Raw genomic sequence first — 20,624 nt, 5'->3', positions numbered from 1 at the left:
TAGCAAAGCTCGCTGATGTTGCTTACTCGACTTCGGCGATCAGCTCGATCTCGACACATGCGCCAAGCGGAATCTGCGCGACGCCGAAGGCCGAGCGCGCGTGCTTGCCCTTCTCGCCGAATACGTCGGCGATCAGCTCCGAAGCGCCGTTCGTGACGACGTGCTGTTCGGTAAAGGTGAGCGTCGAGTTCACGAGGCTCATGAGCTTGACCACGCGCTTGACCTTGTTGAGGTCGCCCGTGTGGGTGTGCAGCGTGGCGAGCAGGTCGATCGCGATCGAGCGCGCGGCGGCCTTGCCTTCCTCGGTCGTGAGCGACTCGCCCAGCTTGCCGGCCCATACCTTGCCGTCCTTCTTGGCGATGTGACCCGACAGGTACACCGTGTTGCCGCTCTGGGCGCTCATCACGTAGGCCGCGGCGGGCGCGCCTGCCTGGGGCAGGGTGATGCCGAGCTGTTCGAGACGGTCGTAGATGCTGATGTCAGCCATGATCAGGATTCCTCGTTCGGGTGTTGAGTCGGAAAAAGCCTGGCGCTGCGCCAGGCGTGTCCAGGCATGCGTCAGGCGTGCGCGCGGATCAGGGCCGCGATCTTCGCGACGCCTTCTTCGATCTTCGCGGGGGGCACCGTGACGAACGACAGGCGCAGCTTGTTGTGTTGCGGCTCGTCGGCGAAGAACGGCGCGCCGGGCACGAAGGCCACGTTCTGCGCGACGGCTTCGGCCAGCAGCTTCATGCTGTCGATGTTCGAGGGCAGCGTCACCCAGATGAACATGCCGCCTTCGGGGCGGTTCCAGCTTACGCCTTCGGGCATGTTGCGCTTGAGCGAGTCGAGCATCGCCTCGCACTGATCGCGATAGAGTGCGCGCACCTTCGGGATGTGCGTGTCGAGGAAGCCGTCCTTCACCACCTCGTAGACGATGCGCTGCGTGAAGCTCGGCGTGTGCAGGTCGGTGGCCTGCTTGGCCTGCACGAGCTTGAAGTGCAGGTCTTCGGGCGCAATGATGTAGCCCACGCGCAGGCCCGGCGCCAGGATCTTCGAGAACGAGCCCAGATGCACGACATGCTCGGGCGCGAGCGAGTGCACCGTCGGCAGCGGCTCGCCCGCGTAGAGCAGCGCGCCATAAGGGTCGTCTTCGATCACGGGGAACGGCGAGTGCTTCGCGAACTCCGCGAGCGCCTGGCGGCGCTCGAGCGGCAGGCGGCGGCCCGTGGGGTTCTGGAAGTTCGGGATCGCGTACAGCAGGCGCGCGCCGGCCGTGAGTTCGGGCGTGAGGCCCTCGGGCACGAGGCCCTTCTCGTCGGTCGGGACCTGGACGTACTTCGGCTCGTAAAGCGAGAACGATTGCAGTGCGCCGAGGTAGGTAGGCGTTTCCACGAGCACGGGACTATCGGGCGAGACCAGCACCTTGCCGATCAGGTCGAGCGCCTGCTGCGAACCCGTGGTGATGAGCACCTGCGAGGGACGCACTTTCACGCCGCCCACCGAGTGGCGCGCGGCGACCCATTCGCGCAGCGGCATATAGCCTTCGGTCGCGCTGTACTGGAGGGCGCCCGCGGGATCGTCGCGCAGGATGCGGTCGGCGGCGGCGCGCATTTCCTCGGCCGGGAAGCTGGCCGGCGCGGGCAGGCCGCCCGCGAACGAAATGACTTCGGGACGCTCGGTGACCTTCAGGATTTCGCGAATCGCCGAGCTGGTCAGCTTGATTGCACGCTCGGACAGTTGCCACGCGGGCGCGGCCTTGAGATCGCTCTGGTCCATGGGGTCTCCTTGTTGGGGTGGGGCGGGTGACTGATTCAGTGGCGGCATGGGGCGCGATCGCGCGCCGCCGGATGCCGCCGAAAACCTTGAATTATGACGCGAAACCGGCTCATGCGCGTGCGGGCGCTGGGGCCGTGCGGATCGCCGCGCGGCGGCCCAGCACGACCGTGGCGATCACCGCGGCCGCGTAGAGCCACGCCGAGGGCGCGACCTGCTCGCCGAAGAAGAGCGCCGAGAACGCCATCGTGAAGAAAATCTGCAGCAGCTGAACCTGCCCCACGCGCGCTGTGCCGCCCATGGCGAGCCCCGCGTACCACGCGAAAAAGCCGATGAACTGCGAAAACAGCGTGACGTAGCCGAAGGCGAGCCAGGTCTTGAGCGCGACGGGCCCGGGATGCGCCACATGATGCGCCCACGCGAGCCAGCCGACCGGCAGCGCGAGGAACGGCGCCGAGAGCACGAGCGCCCAGCAGATCACCTGCCAGCCGCCCAGCTGGCGGGCGAGGCGCGCGCCTTCGGCGTAGCCGAGCGCGCCGATGCCCACCGCGATGAGCATCCACGCGTCGCCCGCATGCAGCGAGCCGCCGCCCGCCTGGAGCGCGAACGCGATCACGAGCGCGCTGCCGAGCAGCGCGCTGGCCCAGAACGCCTTCGAGGGGCGCTCATGCGAGAGCCACGCGGCGTAGATCGCCACGGCGAGCGGCTGCAGGCCGTTGACGATGGCGCCGTGCGAGGCCGGCACGGTCTTCATCGCAAAGGCGGAAAACACCGGAAACGCGACGATCACGCCAAGCGACACCACGGCGAGGCTCTTGACCTGCGGCCAGCTGGGCCATTTCTCGCGACGGATGGCGAGCAGCAGCGCGGCCGGCACGGCGGCGGCGAGCGCGCGGCCGAGGCCGTTCAAAAGCGGGTGGAATTCGGCGACGACGATGCGCGTCATCGGCAGCGTCAGGCTGAAGATCATGACGCCGACGAGGCCGAGCAGCATGCCTTGGGTTTCGCGTGCTTTCATGCGGGACTTTGCGCTCGACGGATCAGCGTGCCGGCGCGCCGAGCGTGCGCGGACCGGACGGGGTTTCGAACTGCGCGACGAGCGCGGGCGAGAGGGCTTCCTCCACGGCGATCAGATGCGCCGCGCCGAGCCACTGAAGCTGCTCGCGCGCCGCTTGCGCCTCGCGGTGAAAGCCGGTGAGCGACGTGAGCGCGATGCCGGTATCGGCCAGCACCTGCGACGGATGATGCGCCGTGTCCCACTGGATCAGCGAGGGCAGAATGCCGTCGCCCGCGCCTTGCCAGGCCGGGAAGGCGCCGTTTTCCGGCACCGTGAGCTGCCACGAGAAGTCGCCGCGCGTCATCGGCACGAGCGCGGGAATGCGCTGGGGATACTGCTCGCGCCAGCACGCGAGGCTCTTCGGCGGATCGACGCGTGCCACCCAATGCGACAGGTACGGCCCCTGTTCGAGGCGCGCCTGGACGGCAGGGTCGTCCAGCGCGAAGAGGCGCGCGCGGGCGTTCGCTGCACTGCTTGTTCCACTTTTCGCGGCCGGATCGACGGCGATGACTTCCAGATACACGCCGCCCCACAGCCCGAGCAGACGGTTGTGCGTGCGCATGAGCGGATGAGCGCCGCCGCCCGTGGGCGCGACGCCGAGCGCGTCGCTCACGTACTGCACGCCGTCTTCCAGCGTGCGCGCGGCAACGATGAGGTGATCGAGGCGAAGCGGCGAGGCGTTCATGGGCGGGCGATCGGAGCCAGAAGTTTCCAGGGGCCGGAAGGAAGCGGGCAGGAGCGCGCGCCTGAAGACTGTGCTGACGCCGCTACCGAATCCTTACCGGTACGCATGCAATCAAATGTACCGGTATGGTGACAGACAGTAACGGTACAATCGGCCCGATAGTGCTCTGTACAGTTCGAGTCCAGGGAGTCCTCATGTCCTCCGTACCGCTAGACCAGATTCCCGCCCCGCATGACGCGGCCACGCTCACGCTCGTCGACCAGCTCGTGCAGTGGGGCCGCCGCCGCATCGAGGAGCGTGTGTTCCGCCCCGGCATGCGCATGCCGTCCATCCGCAAGCTCGCGCTCGACAAGGGCGTGTCGCGCTTCACCGTGGTCGAGGCGTACGAGCGTCTGGTCGCGCAGGGCTATCTCGACTCGCGGCGCGGTTCCGGGTTTTACGTGCGCGAGCGATTGGCGCTCGTCGCGGGCGGCGAACGCCAGCCGGTGGCCGCGGGCGCCCCGGCGCGCGCCGACGCGGTTGCCGCTCCCGCGCCGCCCACCATCGACGTGGTCTGGCTGCTGCGCAACATGCTTCACACGTCCACGCGGCCAGAAAAAGGGCCGGGTCTGGGTTATCTGCCCGCGCGCTGGCTGGACGGCGAACTGCTGACCGGCGCGATGCGCTCGCTTGGCCGCCAGAGCGGCACGCAACTGCTCGGCTTCGGCTCGCCGCAAGGCTTCCTGCCGCTGCGTCAGCAGCTCCAGACGCGCATGGCGGAACTCGAGATCGGCGCGACGCCCGACCAGATCGTGCTCGTTTCGGGCATCACCCAGGCGATCGACCTGCTTGCGCGCATCTACGTGCAGCCCGGCGACACGGTGATCGTGGGCGACCCCGCCTGGTTCCAGATGTTCGGCCGCTTCGCCTCGCAGGGCGCGCGGCTCGTCGGCATGCCGTACACGCCCGAAGGGCCGGACCTCGACGCGCTCGAAGCGCTGGTCGAGACCTGGCGGCCCAGGATGCTCGTCATCAATTCGGTGCTGCAAAACCCCACGGGCACCTCGCTGAGCGCCGCGCAGGCGTTCCGGATTCTGCGGCTTGCCGAACAGTACGACTTCATCGTCGTGGAAGACGATGTCTACGGCGACCTGTGCCCGGCGGGCTATCCGGCCACGCGCCTCGCGAGCCTCGACCAGCTTCGCCGCGTGATCTACCTCGGCAGCTTTTCGAAGACGCTCGCGCCGAACCTGCGCGTGGGCTATATCGCGAGTGCGCTCGACGTGACCCAGGCGGTGGCGGACCAGAAAATGCTCGTCGGCATGACGAGCCCGGAGCTCAACGAGCGCGTGCTTTACCGCGTGCTCACGGAGGGCCACTACCGGCGTCACGTGGAGCGCCTGCGCGGGCGGCTGGATGGCGTGCGCGACAAGGCGGCGCGCATGCTGGAGCGCGCCGGCTTGCGCCTCTTCGCGGCGCCGGGCGCCGGCATGTTCCTGTGGGCGGACACCGGCGTCGACGCGGACGCGCTCACCGCGGCGGGCCACGAAGCGGGCTTCCTGCTCACGCCGGGGAGCCTGTTCTCGCCGCACCAGTCGCCCACGACGTGGATGCGCTTCAACATCGCCAACTGCGGCGACCCGGTGCTGCCCGCGTTCCTCGCCGACTATCTCGAAGGCGTGGCCCGGCGCGGCGGCGGCGCGCAAGCGTGAATTCGTGCGCGTCGGCTCTTGAAACCGGCGCCGTCTGTCCCCAACTGGGCGGGCGGCGCGCCGCGATTCGACTGCGAACTCGCGGCCACAAATTTGTCAGACTTGAACTGTAACGAAAGAGGACTCTCGACCATGGCACAAGAAACCATGAGCTTCCAGGCAGAAGTGAAACAGCTTCTGCACCTGATGATCCATTCGCTGTACAGCAACAAGGAAATCTTCCTGCGCGAACTGATCTCGAACGCATCGGACGCGGCGGACAAGCTGCGCTTCGAGGCGATCGCGAACAGCGCGCTCTACGAGAACGATCCGAACCTGCGCATCCGCGTGGGCTTCGATAAGGAAGCGCGCACCATCACGATCGACGACAACGGCATCGGCATGAGCCATGACGAAGCCGTGTCGAACCTCGGCACGATCGCGCGCTCGGGCACGAAGGAATTCTTCGGCAAGCTCTCGGGCGACCAGCAGAAGGACGCGGCGCTGATCGGCCAGTTCGGCGTGGGCTTTTATTCGGGCTTCATCGTCGCGGACAAGATCACCGTGGAAAGCCGCCGGGCGGGCCTGGCGGCCGCCGAGGGCGTGCGCTGGACGAGCGCGGGCGAGGGCGAGTTCGCCGTCGAGACGATCGAGCGCGCGCAGCGCGGCACGACGATCACGCTGCATCTGCGCGAAGGCGAGGAAGAGCTGCTTTCCGCATGGAAGATCAAGTCGATCATCCAGAAGTATTCGGATCACGTCGGCCTGCCCATCGAGATGAAGAAGGAAGAATGGGACGCCGAAAAGAGCGAGATGGTCACGAAGGACGAGTACGAGACCATCAACCAGGCAAGCGCGCTGTGGACGCGTTCGAAGAGCGAGATCAGCGACGAGCAGTATCAGCAGTTCTATCAGCACCTCGCGCACGACCATCAGAATCCGCTCGCGTGGACGCATAACCGGGTGGAAGGCCGCAGCGAATATACGCAGCTTCTTTACGTGCCGTCGCATGCGCCGTTCGACCTGTGGAACCGCGATCACAAGAGCGGTCTGAAGCTCTACGTGAAGCGCGTGTTCATCATGGACGACGCCGAGCAACTGCTGCCGAACTATCTGCGCTTCGTAAAGGGCGTGGTCGATTCGAGCGATCTGCCGCTCAACGTCTCGCGCGAAATCCTCCAGGAAAGCCGCGACGTGAAGGCGATTCGCGACGGCGTGACCAAGCGCGTGCTCTCGATGCTCGAAGAGATGGCGAATGCTGTTATGGACGCCGAAGCAAGCGAAGAGGACAAGGCGAAGTACACGACGCTCTGGACCGAGTTCGGCCAGGTGCTCAAGGAAGGCATTGGCGAGGATCACGCCAATCGCGAGCGCGTGGCGAAGCTCGCGCGCTTCGCATCCACGCACAACGACACGAACGAGCAGACCGTCGCGCTCGCCGACTACGTTGCGCGCATGAAGCCCGAGCAGACGAAGATCTACTACGTCACCGCCGACACGTGGCAGGCCGCGAAGAACAGCCCGCACCTCGAAGTGTTCCGCAAGAAGGGCGTGGAAGTGCTGCTCCTCACGGACCGCGTGGACGAGTGGATGCTGTCGTTCCTGAACGAGTTCGACGGCAAGCCGCTCGCGAGCGTGGCGCGCGGCGACCTCGACCTCGGCGCGCTCAACGACGAGGAAAAGCAGCAGCAGGAAAAGGTGAGCGAAGCACTCAAGCCGCTCGTCGAGCACATGAAGGAAGCGCTCAAGGACAAGGCCAAGGACGTGCGCCTCACGTTCCGCCTGACCGATTCGCCCTCGTGCCTCGTGGCCGACGAAGGCGACATGAGCGGCTACCTGCAGCGCATGCTGAAGGCAGCGGGACAACAGGCACCGCAGATGCAGCCGATCCTCGAAGTGAACCCGGAGCACCCGCTCGTGAAGGCGCTGCGCACCGATAGCGCGGACTTTGGCGACTGGTGCAATCTCCTGTTCGATCAGGCGTTGCTGGCGGAAGGCGGTGCGCTGGAAGATCCGGCCAGCTTCGTGAAGCGTACGAACGCGTTGCTGATTGCCCGCGCCGGCTAAAGCGCGCGGCTTTGCATGAGCGAAACCCCTTGCGGCTACCCGCTGCAAGGGGTTTTTCTTTGGTCCGCCGCGCTCGCAGTGAACTGAAATCCGCGCAGCCTATAATGCGCGCCATGCCTCTTCGATTCGATGCCGCTAACGCGCACTGGCGCGTCACGCCCTTGCCCGCCTTGAGCGCCGACCAGAAGGACTGGCTCACGCGCGGCGGTTCGCTCACGGCGCATTTGCGCACGCTTGGCCGCGTCGTTGTGCGCGTCACGCGCGAAGCCGTCGATATGCCCTGGTCCGACGAATGCGCCGCGCTTGGCCTCTCACCGCGCGAGCGCGCGTGGGTGCGCGAGATCGTGCTCGAAGTCGACGGCGTGCCGTTCGTCGCCGCGCACAGCGTGACGCCGCTCGCCGCGAGTCAAGGCGTGTGGCAGGCCATGCGCCGCTTGCGCACGCGGCCGCTCGCGGAACTCCTCTATAGCGATAGCGGTGTGGCGCGCTCCGCGCTCGTGAGCCGGCGCGTGAGCGCGCGGCATCCGCTCCACACACTCGCGGCGCGCGAGATCATGGTCGAGCCGAAGCACGCGCCGCATGCGTTCGTCGCGCGCCGCTCGGTATTCGAGCGCGCGGGCGCGCCGTTGCTCGTGACCGAATGCATGCTGCCCGCGCTGTGGTCGCGCCTTGCAAGCGGTCCGCTCGCCGAGGAAACCGGCGTGCATCTCGGACGCGAACGCGGCCCGCTCGATCACACCGCCTCGCGCGCGCATCACGCGCCGCGCTGAACGTGCCGCATCTGTTGCCATGACCTTCAAGCGCTGCTTCGATCCCGTCGTCGATGCGCATACGCGCGTGCTCATCCTCGGTAGTCTGCCGGGCGAGGCGTCACTTGCGCAGCAGCAGTACTACGCGCACAAGCAGAACAAGTTCTGGCATTTGATCGGCGATGTGATTGGCGAAGCGCTGCCGGGCAAGAACTACGAAGCGCGGCTGCAAGTGCTGCTCGAGCATCGCGTGGGCCTGTGGGACGTCATTGCGCAAGCGAGACGCGAAGGCAGTCTCGATAGCCGTATTCGCGATCACGGGGCGAACGACCTCGTGACGCTGATCGCCACGCTACCCAATCTGGCGTGCATCGCGTTCAACGGCGGGACGGCTGCGAAGATCGGTACGCAGGCGCTGGCGGCAAGCCACGTTGCACTCGATCTCGTCACGCTACCGTCAAGCAGCCCGGCGTATGCTGCTGTGCCTTACGCCGGAAAGTTGCGCGAGTGGGAGAAACTGCGCAAGTGGCTTTCGGCGTGAGCGCTGCGCCTGTCGATACACGGCAAAAGAGCGCGGCCGGATGGTTGCTCCAGCCGCGCCATGCAGGCGTTACTTCTGCAATTCGGGCGCCGTCGCGAGCGCCGACTGCAACTTGGTCACCGCATCGGCCGTTGCAAGCTGGCCAGCCAGGCTGAAGTTACGCTTGAACTGACTAAATTCCGCGTGGCCGGTTCCCGTCACGTCCGTGGTGGTCACGGTCTGGCCGCTCGGGTCCGTCACGGTGCAGGCAAGCATGACCGAGAAATCCGTGGGCGGCCACGTGAGGAGGCTGGGGGACGACGACGTCGTCTTGATCGTCGGCGTGATCACGTAGTCGAGATGCTTGGCCTGGATCGTTGCCGCATCCGGTGCGCTCTTGAGTTTGGTCACGTTCTTGAATACGTGACCGAGTCCGACATACATCGGCAGTTCGAGGTCGTGGTACGGGTGATAGCTCACCTTGTCGCCACCGCCGCCGGGCGTAATGACTTCCTTCGACAGGTTGTCGTCCGTAATGACGAGACCCACGGTCTTGTCGAGCGGTTGTGTCGAGAGCGTCGGAATCGTGCTTGCGTCGCCGGTCAGCGAAATTTCGTGTGCGCAGCCTGACAGTGCGGCGATCGTGCTAGCCGCCGCGATGATTCGAATCAACGTCATGATGTTCGTTCCCCGTTGTATGGTTGATTGAGTTATTGGATTGCTTCGACGAAGGCCGGGTCGGCGTAGAGTTCGCCGAGCAACTTCTGCACAGCGAGCGGATATTCTTCGCGCGCCTTCGGTACGGCGATCATTGCCGCGAACGCCGAATCCCATTGCGTGTGCGCGGATTTCACCTGGTCATAACGCACGGTGCCCGATCGCATCACGATGAAGCGTGCCGACAGTCGCGCAGCACCGGTTGCAACGCCGACGTCGATGTCGTTTTCCAGTAGCGTTGCCTTGATCTCGACGTCGCTTTGCGGAGAAAGCTTGCCGGCCATTTGCAATTCCCTGGTCATTGCATCGGCGAGATAGGCGCCGAATGAATTGCCGACCGGAGACTTCAAGCTGTTTGCGCGCAAGGGAACCGGATACGGATTTTTTGTGTCCGCGTGGGAATCGAATGCGCCGACTTTCGCGTGTGCGGTCGTCGCGTTCTTGAGCGACTGAATATTGTCGACGTCGGGGGAATACGGCGGAGCGACCACAGCACAAGCGGTCAGAAACAGGAACGGCGTGATCACGCCGATTGTTCGCACGGTGTTGAACATGGTTGTTTTACCTTGTGATTGCGGAACGCTGCTGACTCGGGGACTCGCGGTCTTGCGTGTCGGATCAGATATGCTCTCCTGGAGGAATATCGGCGCTGAATTGCGAATCTTGAGTCTGCGAAATTCGCGCGTTTGCCGCTTATATGCGTGGTGCATGACGATGCCGCTACACGCCAGCAGTCCTGCGTGGGTAGTTCGTGCAATGGCGCGCATTGAGCGCGTTCACAGGCGACTCCGATGCGCGTATGAGCGCTGGCGCACACAGACGTAAGCGCGCTGCAACCTGGCCGCGCTAGCATGGTCGCGCGCACGCCGAGGTGCGCGCCCGCGCCACCGGGACACGAGACCAAAATGAACAAGAAACGCCTGCCCCTGATCGCTTTACCCGTGGCGCTCATGCTGGGCGCCTGCGCTTCGGACGACGTATCGCAAGTGGGGCCGCACGTGCGCCCTTCGCCGCAGATGGTCATGAACCGCTGCCTCGCGGCCGTCGCGACGCCGGGTTTCGCACCGCCCACGGAAACCACCTTGAGCGCCTGGCAATGGAAGCGCTACGTGAGTTGCAAGCTGGGTGGCAACATGTTCCACAATCCGAAGAAAATACCGATGGATACGGAAGCCATCGTATCGATCCGTGCGGCATCGGATGGCTCCATCGTCTCGGTGAAGCTGCTGCGTTCGAGCGGCAACGATGACTACGACGAGGCCGTCGAGCGCGCGATCGACGCCGCCGCGCCGCTGCCTGCCGTACCGCAGGCGCTGCACATCGCGCGTATCGACATGCATTTCCATCCCGTGCGCGTCAATCCGCTGGCGTTGCAGCCGGGGCAGCCCGGAATCGATGGCGCACGCAACAGTGCGGGGCGTTCAGACGACAGCCATTGACTCGCGCCGCGTGCGGGCCAGGCGCTCGAAGTGCCTGCCAAATCTGGCCCGAAGCGCCGCGAATGCTATGCTCTCGGTCGCCTGAGCAAATGCACCTGCATTTGCGCCCCCACAGCAAGCGATTTTCCACATGACGACTCTCATCAAGCGCGCCTCCGCCGAGGCCCGCGCATTCAAGCAATCCGGCAACGCGACGTCGAACGAAACTGCGACCGGGACCGCGAGCAAGACCGCGAAGGTCACGAAGCGCCCACGCCGCGCTGCCGCAGCCGCCGACGACCTCGACAACGCCCCGGTCATCGAAGCGCCGCGCAAGCCGCGTTTCGCGCCGGTCACGTTCTCGGAAGAGAACGGTGTGCGCTATCTGCACTTCGGCACGGAGTGGGTCCAGGGCGCGATGCGTCTTGCGAAGCCGCTGCACATCGAACTGGAATACGCGCAGCAGATGATGGCCTGGCTGCTGTTCCTCGCCACGCCCGAGCGCATCGTGCAACTGGGCCTGGGCGCCGCCGCGCTCACCAAGTTCGCGCACCGCTATCTGCGCCCCGCGAAGGTCGAGGCGATCGAGCTGAATCCGGCGGTCGTGGTGGCCGCGCGCACGATGTTCGAGCTGCCGTATGACGACGCGCGCCTCACCGTGCGCGAGCTCGACGCGTGGGACTTCGTGCAGGACCGCGCCAATCACGGCACCATCGGCGCGCTGCAGATCGACGTGTACGACGCGACCGCGCGCGGCCCGGTGCTCGACAGCGTGGCGTTCTACCGCGCCGTGCGCGCGTGCCTGACCGAAGCCGGCGTCGTGACGATCAACCTGTTCGGCGACCACCCGAGCTTCGTGCGCAACATGAAGCGCCTGAACGAAGCCTTCGAAGGCCGCGTGATCGCGCTGCCCGAAGTGCACGAAGGCAATCGCGTCGCGCTCGCGTTTTCGGGCCCGGCGCTCGAAGTCAGCTTTGACGCGCTCGAAAAGCGCGCACGCCTGCTCGAAAGCAAGCTCGGCCTGCCGGCGCACCAGTGGGTGAAGGCGCTGCGCGAATCGAGCGGCCAGCACGGCGCCACGTTCTCGATCTGATCCGCGCGAACGGCGGCAACGCCGTTGCGGCGCAGAAAACCGGCCTCAGGGCCGGTTTTTTTTCGCCTGCATAGCGCATTTCCGGGCAATTATCGGGACATGGCGCAAGCCGTTGGCTCTTGACAACGCCGTGCAAATTGGGGTCCGCCCTGCTTGACCGTGCGGCGTGGCCTCGATACTCTTTTCAGCGCTTTCGGGGACCTTGCGGACTATCCGTCCGTGAGGCCAACGGCCGCCTCACGCCGGGCGGCGGACCGCAAACAAAGCAAGGCCGCATAACTACATAAGCAACGAGGAGACGTCATGGCTCACGACGCCGACGCCGGAAAATCAAGCAAGCATTGGCTATGGCTTTTGCTGCTGCCCTGGATCGCGATGGTCTGGGTGCCGTCTTACAACAAGATCGAGCCCACTCTGTGGGATTTCCCGTTTTTCTACTGGTATCAGCTTCTCTGGGTGCTGATCAGCGCTGTCATTACCGCGCTCGTCTACTTCAAGACGAAGACCCGCAACAAGGGCGATGCAGGGGGCGCGCAATGAACGTCACAGCAACCGCTGTCTTTATTCTGTTCTTCCTCGGCGTCACGGTGCTCGGCTTCTTCGCCGCAAACTGGCGCAAGGGCGACCTCGCGCATCTCGAAGAGTGGGGCCTCGGCGGCCGACGCTTCGGCACGATCGTCACCTGGTTCCTGCTCGGCGGCGACCTCTACACCGCGTACACCTTCGTCGCCGTGCCGGCGCTCGTGTTCGGTGCGGGCGCAATGGGTTTCTTCGCGCTGCCGTACACGATCCTGATCTATCCCTTCGCGTTCGTCGTGTTCCCGAAGCTCTGGGCCGTCGCGAAGCGCCATCAATACGTCACCTCGGCCGACTTCGTGAGCGCGCGCTATGGCAGCCGCCTGCTGGCGCTCGCCATCGCCGTGACGGGCATCGTCGCGACCATGCCGTATATCGCGCTGCAGCTGGTGGGTATCGAAGTGGTGATCGGCGCACTCGGCTTCGACACGACGGGCTTCGTCGGCGACCTGCCGCTCATCATCGCGTTCGCGATTCTCGCCGCGTACACGTACACGTCGGGCCTGCGCGCGCCGGCCATGATCGCGGTGGTGAAGGACATCCTCATCTACATCACGATCATCGTCGCGATCATCGTGATTCCCGCGCAGATGGGCGGCTTCGGCCACATCTTCGGCGCGGTGCCGCCGGCCAAGCTGCTGCTCAAGTCACCGGATGCCGCGAGTTTGAACGGCTATAGCGCCTACGCGACACTCGCAGTGGGGTCGGCGCTCGCGCTGTTCCTGTACCCGCACTCGGTCACCGCGATTCTGTCGTCGTCGTCGGGCAACACCATCCGCCGCAACATGGCGATGCTGCCGGCGTACTCGCTGGTGCTCGGCCTGCTCGCGCTGCTCGGCTACATGGCGCTCGCCTCGGGTGTGAAGGACATGCCGGAGTTCGCGCCGTACTTCAAGGCCTTCGGTCCGAACTTCGCGGTGCCGGCGCTGTTCCTGCACTTCTTCCCGTCGTGGTTCGTGGGCGTGGCGTTCGCTGCCATCGGTATCGGCGCGCTGGTGCCGGCGGCGATCATGTCGATTGCGGCGGCTAACCTCTACACGCGCAACATCCACAAGGAGTTCATCAACCGCAACATGAATCACGAGCAGGAGACCAACATCGCCAAGCTGGTCTCGCTGATCGTGAAGGTCGGCGCGGTGGCGTTCATCCTGGGCCTGCCGCTCACGTACGCGATCCAGCTGCAGCTGCTCGGCGGTATCTGGATCATCCAGACGCTGCCCGCGATCGTGCTCGGTCTCTACACGCGCATGCTCGACTACCGCGGCCTGCTGGTGGGCTGGGCGGCGGGCATCGCTACCGGCACGTGGATGGCCATTTCGCTCAAGCTCGCAGGCTCGATCTTCACGATCCACCTGTTCGGCATCGCGATTCCGGGCTACGCCGCGGTGTGGTCGCTGATCGTGAACCTCGTGGTTTCGGTCGTCGTCTCTGCGCTCGTGCATCTGGTCGGCATGCAAAAGGGCGCGGATCGCACGCGTCCGGAAGATTATCTCGACGTCGTCGAGGGCTGATCCGCTCAGGCCCTGCGCATGCCGCCGGGCTTGCGCAGGGCTTGTTTTTTACCCGATGCCCGCAACGCACAGTTGCGGGCATTTGTTTTTCTGGTGCACGATGATCGCTGATCCGGCTCACGTTCAGCCCGTGCCATGGCCTCATCCCAAACCGAATCCCGTTCCCGACGCGGGCGCAGCGGCGCGCAACGCCTGCGCCCGCCGCGCCGCCGCTCGCGCCTCGCGCGCATGTGGCGCGCGTTGACCTCCCCGTACTACCGCTACCGCAACGCCAAGGTGATACACAGCGTACGCGTGGGCCTCGCCATGCTCGCCTCGATTCTCGCGACGTCGGGCATCCATATTCCGCACGGCATCTGGGCCTCGGTCACGCTGCTCGTCGTGATCGGCGGGCTGCAGCACCAGGGCAACATCCGCAAGAAGGCCGCCGAACGCGCGCTCGGCACGCTGCTCGGCGCCGTGATCGGGCTCGTGCTCATCGTCGTGCAGGCCATTACCGGTTCCTTGTGGCTCACCTACGTGCTGATGTCGCTCGTCGCCGCCGTGTGCGGCTACTACGCCATCGGCAAGCCGGGCTACGTCGCGCTGCTGGCCGCCATCACCATGTGCATCGTCGCGGGGCACGGCGACAACCTCATCGATACGGGCCTCTGGCGCACGCTCAACGTGATTCTCGGCATCGTCATCGCGCTCGTGTTTTCGTTTGCCTTGCCGCTGCACGCGACGTATTCGTGGCGCTACAGCCTTGCCGACAATCTGCGCGAATGCGCGCGCGTGTACGCGCAGGTGGCGGGCGGCGTGCACGTCGATTCCGACGAGCAGGTGCAGACCTTCATGCGCCTGAACGCACGGCTCGTGCAACTGCGCGCGCTGATGCCCTCGGTCGCCAAGGAGATCGGCGTGCCGCTCGCGCGGCTCGAGCAGGTGCAGCGCCTGCATCGCTCGCTCCTGAGCGCGCTGGAGATGCTCTGCACGGGCACGGGCAGCTACGAGCAGGCACTCGTGCGCGTAGCGTTCGCCGAGCGCAGCGAGACCGTGCGCCGTGCGCTGCTCGCCACGGCACGGGCGCTGCGTTTCGGCGGCGGGCGTCACCCCGAGGCGGCGCAGCAGGCGCTGCGCACGGTTGCGGCACAGGTGGTGGAGGGGAGTGGCGGGGGCGTCATGGCGGGCGAGCCCGTCCATGGAAGTATGCAGGCGCAGCCGCAGGGCTGCCCCGAGCCACAGATGCAGGGACCGTACTGGCTCAGCCTGCGTGTGGAGGAGCAGGTGGAGCGCTTGCGCGCGCTGCTCCTCGAGACCGAGCCGCGCTGGAACATCGAGCGCGCCGCGACGCACCGCATGGTGTGACGCCGGGCGCGCTTCTCCAGTCGTTACGCCGGTGGATCAGGCGGGTTGCTCGTGCGGCGCCGAGACCATCCACGGCACGCCGAACTTGTCGGTCAGCATGCCGAAGCCGGGCGACCAGAAGGTCTTCTGGAACGGCATCGTGACCGTGCCGCCTTTGGCCAGCGCGTTGAAGTAGCGCTCGGCCGTGGCGATGTCGGACCCGGTCAGCGAGACGCCGAAGCCGAGGAACTTGTCGTTCTGCGTCATGCAGCCGCCGTCGGACACCATGATCTGCGCGTCGCCGATCTGGAGCGTCGCGTGCATGATCTTTTCGGCGAATTCGGGCGGCATGGGGCGCGCGGGGTCCGGCGGCGCTTCCTTGAAGCGCATCTTCATCACTTCCTTCGCGCCGAGCGCTTCGCCATAAAACGCGATCGCTTCGTCGCAATTGCCGGGGTAAAAGAGATAGGGCTGGATTTGCATCGTCGGTTTCCTTGCGGACGGGACGTTGGCCGGCCTTTATCGTGCGATTCCGTGCGAGGGTGTGCACGGGGCCGGATCGTGCGGCGGGTTGCGCCGCTGCCCTGATTCTAGGCGCGCGCGAAGGGCGTGACCGAGTGGTGTGTCATCAGGGTTTGCGAGAGTGCGGACGGGAACGGCGGTTGCCGGGCGGCCTGTCGAACAAAGGGGCCGCACATGCGGCATGTGCGGCCCCTGGTCATCGGTACTTCGATGCGCTCTGCATGGAGCGCAGGCGTATTACTTCGCGCGCAGCTCCTCGATCATCTTTTCGAGCTTGATCGCGTCTGCGGCGAACGCGCGGATGCCTTCAGCGAGCTTCTCGGTCGCCATGGCGTCGTCGTTGAGCTGGAAGCGGAACGACGGCTCGTCCACGGCCACGCGCTCGATCTTCGTGTCCTTGAACGCTTCCGGCGAGAGCTTGCGCTCGACCTTCTCGTTGCTGTCGTGGAGCTTCTGCAGCAGGTCCGGGCTGATGGTGAGCAGGTCGCAGCCGGCCAGCTCGACGATCTGGCTCGTGTTGCGGAAGCTCGCGCCCATCACCTCGGTGTTGTGGCCGAACTTCTTGTAGTACGCGTAGATCTTGCGCACCGACTGCACGCCCGGGTCGTTCGCGCCGCCGTCCTTCGCGTCGTCCCAGTCGGCGCCCTTGGCCTTCTTGTACCAGTCGTAGATGCGGCCCACGAACGGCGAGATCAGCTGCGCGCCCGCTTCGGCGCACGCGGCGGCCTGCGCGAGCGAGAACAGCAGCGTCATGTTGCAGTGGATGCCGTCCTTTTGCAGCACTTCGGCGGCGCGAATGCCTTCCCAGGTCGAGGCGAGCTTGATCAGCACGCGCTCGCGCCCGATGCCGGCCTGTTTGTACAGGTCGATGATGTGGTGCGCCTTGTCGATCGACTTTTTCGTGTCGAACGAGAGGCGGGCATCGACTTCGGTCGAGACGCGGCCCGGAATGATCTTGAGGATTTCCGTGCCGAACGCGATCAGCAGATGGTCGATGATCGACTCGAGCGATTCGCTCGCGTGATCGCGCACGGTTTTTTCGAGCAGCGGACGGTACTCGGCTTTCTGGACCGCCTTGAGGATCAGCGACGGGTTGGTCGTCGCGTCCCGCGGCTTGTACTGCACGAATTGCTGGAAGTCGCCCGTATCGGCGACGACGGTGGTGTACTGCTTGAGCTGGTCGAGTGCGGTAGTCATGTCAGGCCCTGTGGGCGCGTGCGCGCCTGCATCGGTGAGAGTTGAACGGCCGGTGCGCTTCAGGCGTGAACCTGGGGCGCGCCGGGCGGAACGAGAAAGACGCTGCGCCGTTCCGGCCCGGCCCGCGCCGATTGGGCGGGAAGCCGGGTGGGGCGTATCTTGCCGCGCGTCTGGGCGCAGCTCACATCGTCATTTTATGGCGGAAACGCGTGGCGTTGCGTTTCGCGCGGGCAGGACGCATGCGAGACGCGCCGCACACGACGTGCCAGCGGCGTTGGCAGGCGCACGCGGCGGCGGCTCGCCCGCGTCAGGCGCGCCGCGCGTTCAGCACGAACTGCGTGATGACACCCGCCACGAGCCCCCAGAACGCCGCGCCGACGGAGAGCAGCGTGAGCCCGGAGGCCGTCACCATGAAGGTGATGAGCGCGGCTTCGCGCTCCTTCGGGTTCTGCATGGCGTTGGTGAGGCCGCTCATGATCGAGCCGAACAGCGCGAGCGCCGCGATCGACACCACGAGCGCCTGCGGGAACGCCGCGAACAGCGCCGCGATGGTCGCGCCGAAGGTGCCGGCGATCAGGTAGAAGATGCCGCACCACACGGCCGCCATATAGCGCTTCGTGCGGTCTTCGTGGGCGTGCGGGCCGGTGCAGATCGCCGCCGTAATGGCCGCGAGGTTCACGCCGTGCGAGCCGAACGGCGCGAGCACGAGCGAGGCCAAGCCGGTGGTGGCGATGAGCGGCGAGGAGGGCGCGGCCGTGTGGTCGTAGCCGTCGGCGCGCAGGACGGCGATGCCGGGCACGTTCTGCGAGGCCATCGCCACGACGAAGAGCGGAATGCCGATGCTCACCACCGCCGTGAGCGAGAACGCCGGCATCGTGAACACGGGTCTGGCCACCGCCACGCGGAAGTGGCTGAAGTCGAGCAGCCCGAGCATGGCGGCCGCGGCGATGCCGATCACGAGCGTCGCGACGATCGCATAGCGCGGCACGAAGCGCTTCACGATCAGATAGCCGAAGAACATCGTGAGCACGAGCGGCGTCTGCACCTGCGCGGCGTGGAAGATCTCGATGCCGATCTCGAACAGGATGCCCGCGAGCAGCGCCGCCGCGATGCCCGCGGGAACGCGCTTCATGAGCGTGTCGAACCAGCCGGTGAGGCCCACGGCCGTGAGCAGCACGGCGCAGACGAGATAGGCGCCGATCGCCTCGGCATAAGGCACGTGCGGCAGCGAGCTGATGAGGAGCGCCGCGCCCGGCGTGGACCACGCGACCACGATGGGCGCGCGGAACCACAGCGACAGGCCGATGGTGGTCAAGGCCATGCCGATGGAAAGCGCCCAGATCCACGAGGAGATCTGCGCGTCGGAAAGATGCGCGGCCTGGCCGGCCTGAAACATCAGCACGAGCGAGCTGGTGTAGCCGGTCATCATCGCGACGAAGCCGGCCACGATCGTGGCGACCGAGGTGTCGGCGAAGGGCCGCAGCGGCCCCGGCCTGAATGTCGCTGGCAGGTCGGGGGAAGAGGGGGTGGTCATGCGGGTGGTCTCCAGATTTTGCTTAGATATGACGGCAGCGGGCGGCGCGGCCTGAAGACACCCTCAGGCACGCGCCGCCTCGAGGAAGCGGAAAAGGGCGGGAGTGCTGGCGCCTATTTGCTCAGCACGCGCATGGCCGTTTCGAGCCCGGCGACGGTGAGCGGGTACATGCGGTGGCCGAGAATCTCGCGGATGACCGACACCGACTGGCGGTACTCCCATAGTCGCTCGGGCTCGGGGTTGAGCCAGGCGAAGTGCGGGAACTGGTCGGCAAGGCGGCGCAGCCACACGGCGCCCGCTTCGGGGTTGTTGTACTCGACCGAGCCGCCCGGCTGCAGCACCTCGTACGGGCTCATCGTGGCGTCGCCCACGAAAATGAGCTTGTAGTCGGGCGTGAACTTGTGCAGCAGATCCCACGTGGGCGTGCGCTCGGCGTGGCGGCGGCGGTTGTTCTTCCACAGGTAGTCGTAGACACAGTTGTGGAAGTAGTAGAACTCCAGATGCTTGAATTCGGCTTTTGCCGCCGAAAACAGTTCTTCCGTGCGCTTGATGTGATCGTCCATCGAGCCGCCCACGTCGAGCAGCATCAGCACTTTCACGTTGTTGTGGCGCTCCGGCACCATCTTGAGGTCGAGCCAGCCCGCGTTCGCGGCGGTGCTGCGGATCGTGTCGCCGAGGTCGAGTTCTTCCGCCGCGCCTTCGCGCGCGAAGCGGCGCAGGCGGCGCAACGCGACCTTGATGTTGCGCGTGCCGATTTCGACCTGGTCGTCGTAGTCGCGGTACGCGCGCGCGTCCCACACTTTGACGGCGCTGCGCTGGCCGCCTTCGCCGCCAATGCGAATGCCTTCGGGGTTATAGCCGCCGTGGCCGAAGGGCGACGTGCCGCCCGTGCCGATCCACTTGCTGCCGCCCTCGTGGCGCTCCTTCTGTTCTTCGAAGAGCTCTTTGAGGCGCTCCATGAGCTTGTCGAGGCCGCCCATCGCTTCGATCTGCGCGCGCTGTTCGGGCGTGAAGTCGCGCTCCAGCCGCTTCTTGAGCCAGTCTTCGGGAATCTCGAAGGCGAGTTCCGACTTCTTCTCGATGCCGCGAAAATACGCGCCGAACGCCTGATCGAAGCGGTCGAAGTACTGCTCGTCCTTCACGAGCGTCATGCGCGCGAGGTAGTAGAAGTCGTCGAGCGAGGGCGCGATCACGCGCGCCTTGAGCGCTTCGACGAGCGTGAGGTACTCCTTCACGGAAACCGGCAGCTTCGCGTCGCGCAGCGTGTAGAAGAAGTCGATCAGCATGCGGTGTCTCCGGCGTTCGCGCGCGGGGTTCCTGTCAACGGTTGTGGCGGTTCATGTAGATGAGGCGCTCGAACAGCGTCATGTCCTGCTCGTTCTTGAGCAGTGCGCCGGCGAGCGGCGGCATGGACTTCGAGCCGTCGGCCGCGCGCAGCGCCGAGGGCGGAATCTCTTCGGCGAGCAGGAGCTTGAGCCAGTCGAGCAGTTCCGACGTAGAAGGCTTCTTCTTCAGGCCCGCGACGTTGCGCAGTTCGAAGAAGCTCTCCATGGCCGCGTTGAGCAGTTCCTTGCGGATGCCCGGATAGTGCACCTCGACGATGCGCTGCATCGTCGCCGGATCGGGAAAGCTGATGTAGTGGAAGAAGCAGCGGCGCAGGAAAGCGTCGGGCAGCTCCTTCTCGTTGTTCGAGGTGATGATGACGAGCGGACGCTTGTTCGCCTTGATGAGCTGGCGCGTCTCGTAGACGTAGAACTCCATGCGGTCGAGTTCGCGCAACAGGTCGTTCGGGAACTCGATGTCGGCCTTGTCGATCTCGTCGATGAGCAGCACGCTTTGCTCCTCCGACTCGAACGCCTGCCACAGCACGCCTTTGACGATGTAGTTGCCGATGTCCTTCACGCGTTCGTCACCGAGCTGCGAGTCGCGCAGGCGCGAGACCGCGTCGTACTCGTAGAGCCCTTGCTGCGCCTTCGTGGTGGACTTGATGTGCCACTGCATGAGCGGCATACCCAGCGCCGCGGCCACTTCTTCGGCCAGCATGGTCTTGCCCGTGCCGGGCTCGCCCTTGATGAGCAGGGGCCGCTTGAGCGTGATCGCGGCATTGACCGCGAGCTTGAGGTCGTCGGTGGCGACGTACTGCGATGAGCCTTCGAAACGCGTGGCGCGCATGGTGAATCCGCTCGCTGGGAAAAAAATCCCAGTATAAGTCAGATGGGGTGTTGCG

20 protein-coding genes are annotated in these 20,624 nt (G+C 65.7%); 9 read left to right on the top strand and 11 right to left on the bottom strand.

Features of this window, described 5'->3' with window-relative positions:
* Window positions 1–22 precede the first annotated feature (22 nt).
* The 4 genes from A3CW_RS0123555 to A3CW_RS0123540 form a co-directional block, all read right to left on the bottom strand.
* A complete protein-coding gene (locus tag A3CW_RS0123555; RefSeq protein WP_028205765.1) occupies window positions 23–487 on the bottom strand; it encodes a RidA family protein in 465 nt (154 codons plus the stop codon).
* 71 nt (window positions 488–558) lie between these two features.
* On the bottom strand, window positions 559–1,758 hold the full coding sequence (locus tag A3CW_RS0123550; protein WP_028205764.1) for an aminotransferase-like domain-containing protein: 1,200 nt from the start codon (window positions 1,756–1,758) through the stop codon (window positions 559–561).
* 109 nt (window positions 1,759–1,867) lie between these two features.
* On the bottom strand, window positions 1,868–2,773 hold the full coding sequence (locus tag A3CW_RS0123545; protein WP_028205763.1) for a DMT family transporter: 906 nt from the start codon (window positions 2,771–2,773) through the stop codon (window positions 1,868–1,870).
* A gap of 22 nt (window positions 2,774–2,795) precedes the next feature.
* Window positions 2,796–3,497: a VOC family protein gene (locus tag A3CW_RS0123540; protein ID WP_028205762.1), complete on the bottom strand. Its 702-nt coding sequence runs from the start codon at window positions 3,495–3,497 to the stop codon at window positions 2,796–2,798.
* Window positions 3,498–3,691: 194 nt separating this feature from the next.
* Here A3CW_RS0123540 and A3CW_RS0123535 point away from each other — a divergent pair, with 194 nt between their 5' ends.
* The 4 genes from A3CW_RS0123535 to A3CW_RS0123520 all read left to right on the top strand — a co-directional run bounded on the left by A3CW_RS0123535 (window position 3,692) and on the right by A3CW_RS0123520 (window position 8,524).
* Window positions 3,692–5,188 (top strand): aminotransferase-like domain-containing protein, encoded by a 1,497-nt coding sequence (locus A3CW_RS0123535; RefSeq protein WP_028205761.1) that lies wholly within the window; start codon window positions 3,692–3,694, stop codon window positions 5,186–5,188.
* 132 nt (window positions 5,189–5,320) lie between these two features.
* Entirely contained in the window at window positions 5,321–7,234 is a 1,914-nt protein-coding gene (htpG, locus tag A3CW_RS0123530; protein WP_028205760.1) for a molecular chaperone HtpG, read from the top strand.
* A gap of 113 nt (window positions 7,235–7,347) precedes the next feature.
* Window positions 7,348–8,004 carry a chorismate--pyruvate lyase family protein gene (locus A3CW_RS0123525; RefSeq protein ID WP_028205759.1) on the top strand — a complete coding sequence of 219 codons (657 nt, stop codon included), beginning with the start codon at window positions 7,348–7,350 and terminating at the stop codon, window positions 8,002–8,004.
* Between the two features lie 19 nt (window positions 8,005–8,023).
* Window positions 8,024–8,524, top strand: coding sequence for a DNA-deoxyinosine glycosylase (locus tag A3CW_RS0123520; RefSeq protein ID WP_028205758.1), 501 nt, complete (start codon window positions 8,024–8,026; stop codon window positions 8,522–8,524).
* 69 nt (window positions 8,525–8,593) lie between these two features.
* Here the strand turns inward: A3CW_RS0123520 and A3CW_RS0123515 are convergent, their stop codons facing one another.
* Window positions 8,594–9,181, bottom strand: a complete 588-nt coding sequence (locus tag A3CW_RS0123515) for a hypothetical protein (RefSeq protein WP_028205757.1) — start codon at window positions 9,179–9,181, stop codon at window positions 8,594–8,596.
* 32 nt (window positions 9,182–9,213) lie between these two features.
* Window positions 9,214–9,774: a hypothetical protein gene (locus tag A3CW_RS0123510; RefSeq protein ID WP_035513706.1), complete on the bottom strand. Its 561-nt coding sequence runs from the start codon at window positions 9,772–9,774 to the stop codon at window positions 9,214–9,216.
* A gap of 351 nt (window positions 9,775–10,125) precedes the next feature.
* On the opposite strand from A3CW_RS0123510, the gene A3CW_RS0123505 reads away from it, so the two are divergent.
* The 5 genes from A3CW_RS0123505 to A3CW_RS0123485 all read left to right on the top strand — a co-directional run bounded on the left by A3CW_RS0123505 (window position 10,126) and on the right by A3CW_RS0123485 (window position 15,165).
* Window positions 10,126–10,659 (top strand): energy transducer TonB, encoded by a 534-nt coding sequence (locus tag A3CW_RS0123505; protein WP_028205755.1) that lies wholly within the window; start codon window positions 10,126–10,128, stop codon window positions 10,657–10,659.
* A gap of 130 nt (window positions 10,660–10,789) precedes the next feature.
* Window positions 10,790–11,731: a class I SAM-dependent methyltransferase gene (locus A3CW_RS0123500; RefSeq protein ID WP_028205754.1), complete on the top strand. Its 942-nt coding sequence runs from the start codon at window positions 10,790–10,792 to the stop codon at window positions 11,729–11,731.
* A 303-nt stretch (window positions 11,732–12,034) separates the two neighbouring features.
* Entirely contained in the window at window positions 12,035–12,271 is a 237-nt protein-coding gene (locus tag A3CW_RS0123495; RefSeq protein WP_028205753.1) for a DUF3311 domain-containing protein, read from the top strand.
* Window positions 12,268–13,818, top strand: coding sequence for a monocarboxylate uptake permease MctP (gene mctP / locus A3CW_RS0123490; RefSeq protein ID WP_028205752.1), 1,551 nt, complete (start codon window positions 12,268–12,270; stop codon window positions 13,816–13,818). Before A3CW_RS0123495 ends, mctP begins: the two co-directional genes overlap by 4 nt.
* 228 nt (window positions 13,819–14,046) lie before the next feature.
* Window positions 14,047–15,165, top strand: a complete 1,119-nt coding sequence (locus A3CW_RS0123485) for an FUSC family protein (RefSeq protein WP_051481666.1) — start codon at window positions 14,047–14,049, stop codon at window positions 15,163–15,165.
* Between the two features lie 36 nt (window positions 15,166–15,201).
* Here A3CW_RS0123485 and A3CW_RS0123480 read toward each other — a convergent pair whose 3' ends face one another.
* From A3CW_RS0123480 to A3CW_RS0123460, 5 genes are all read right to left on the bottom strand, one after another.
* The gene (locus A3CW_RS0123480) at window positions 15,202–15,627 is read right to left on the bottom strand and encodes a VOC family protein (protein ID WP_028205750.1); all 426 of its coding nucleotides are present in this window, start codon (window positions 15,625–15,627) and stop codon (window positions 15,202–15,204) included.
* 276 nt (window positions 15,628–15,903) lie between these two features.
* Window positions 15,904–16,863 carry a transaldolase gene (tal, locus tag A3CW_RS0123475; RefSeq protein WP_028205749.1) on the bottom strand — a complete coding sequence of 320 codons (960 nt, stop codon included), beginning with the start codon at window positions 16,861–16,863 and terminating at the stop codon, window positions 15,904–15,906.
* A 307-nt stretch (window positions 16,864–17,170) separates the two neighbouring features.
* Window positions 17,171–18,397: a benzoate/H(+) symporter BenE family transporter gene (locus A3CW_RS0123470; RefSeq protein ID WP_028205748.1), complete on the bottom strand. Its 1,227-nt coding sequence runs from the start codon at window positions 18,395–18,397 to the stop codon at window positions 17,171–17,173.
* 113 nt (window positions 18,398–18,510) lie between these two features.
* On the bottom strand, window positions 18,511–19,683 hold the full coding sequence (locus A3CW_RS0123465) for a vWA domain-containing protein (RefSeq protein ID WP_028205747.1): 1,173 nt from the start codon (window positions 19,681–19,683) through the stop codon (window positions 18,511–18,513).
* A gap of 34 nt (window positions 19,684–19,717) precedes the next feature.
* Window positions 19,718–20,569: an AAA family ATPase gene (locus A3CW_RS0123460; RefSeq protein WP_028205746.1), complete on the bottom strand. Its 852-nt coding sequence runs from the start codon at window positions 20,567–20,569 to the stop codon at window positions 19,718–19,720.
* Window positions 20,570–20,624 lie beyond the last annotated feature (55 nt).

Source organism: Paraburkholderia nodosa DSM 21604 (assembly GCF_000519185.1).
GTDB lineage: Bacteria > Pseudomonadota > Gammaproteobacteria > Burkholderiales > Burkholderiaceae > Paraburkholderia > Paraburkholderia nodosa.
The sequence above is the reverse complement of the archived record's forward strand: the minus strand, read 5'-3'. Positions and strand labels throughout refer to the sequence as shown.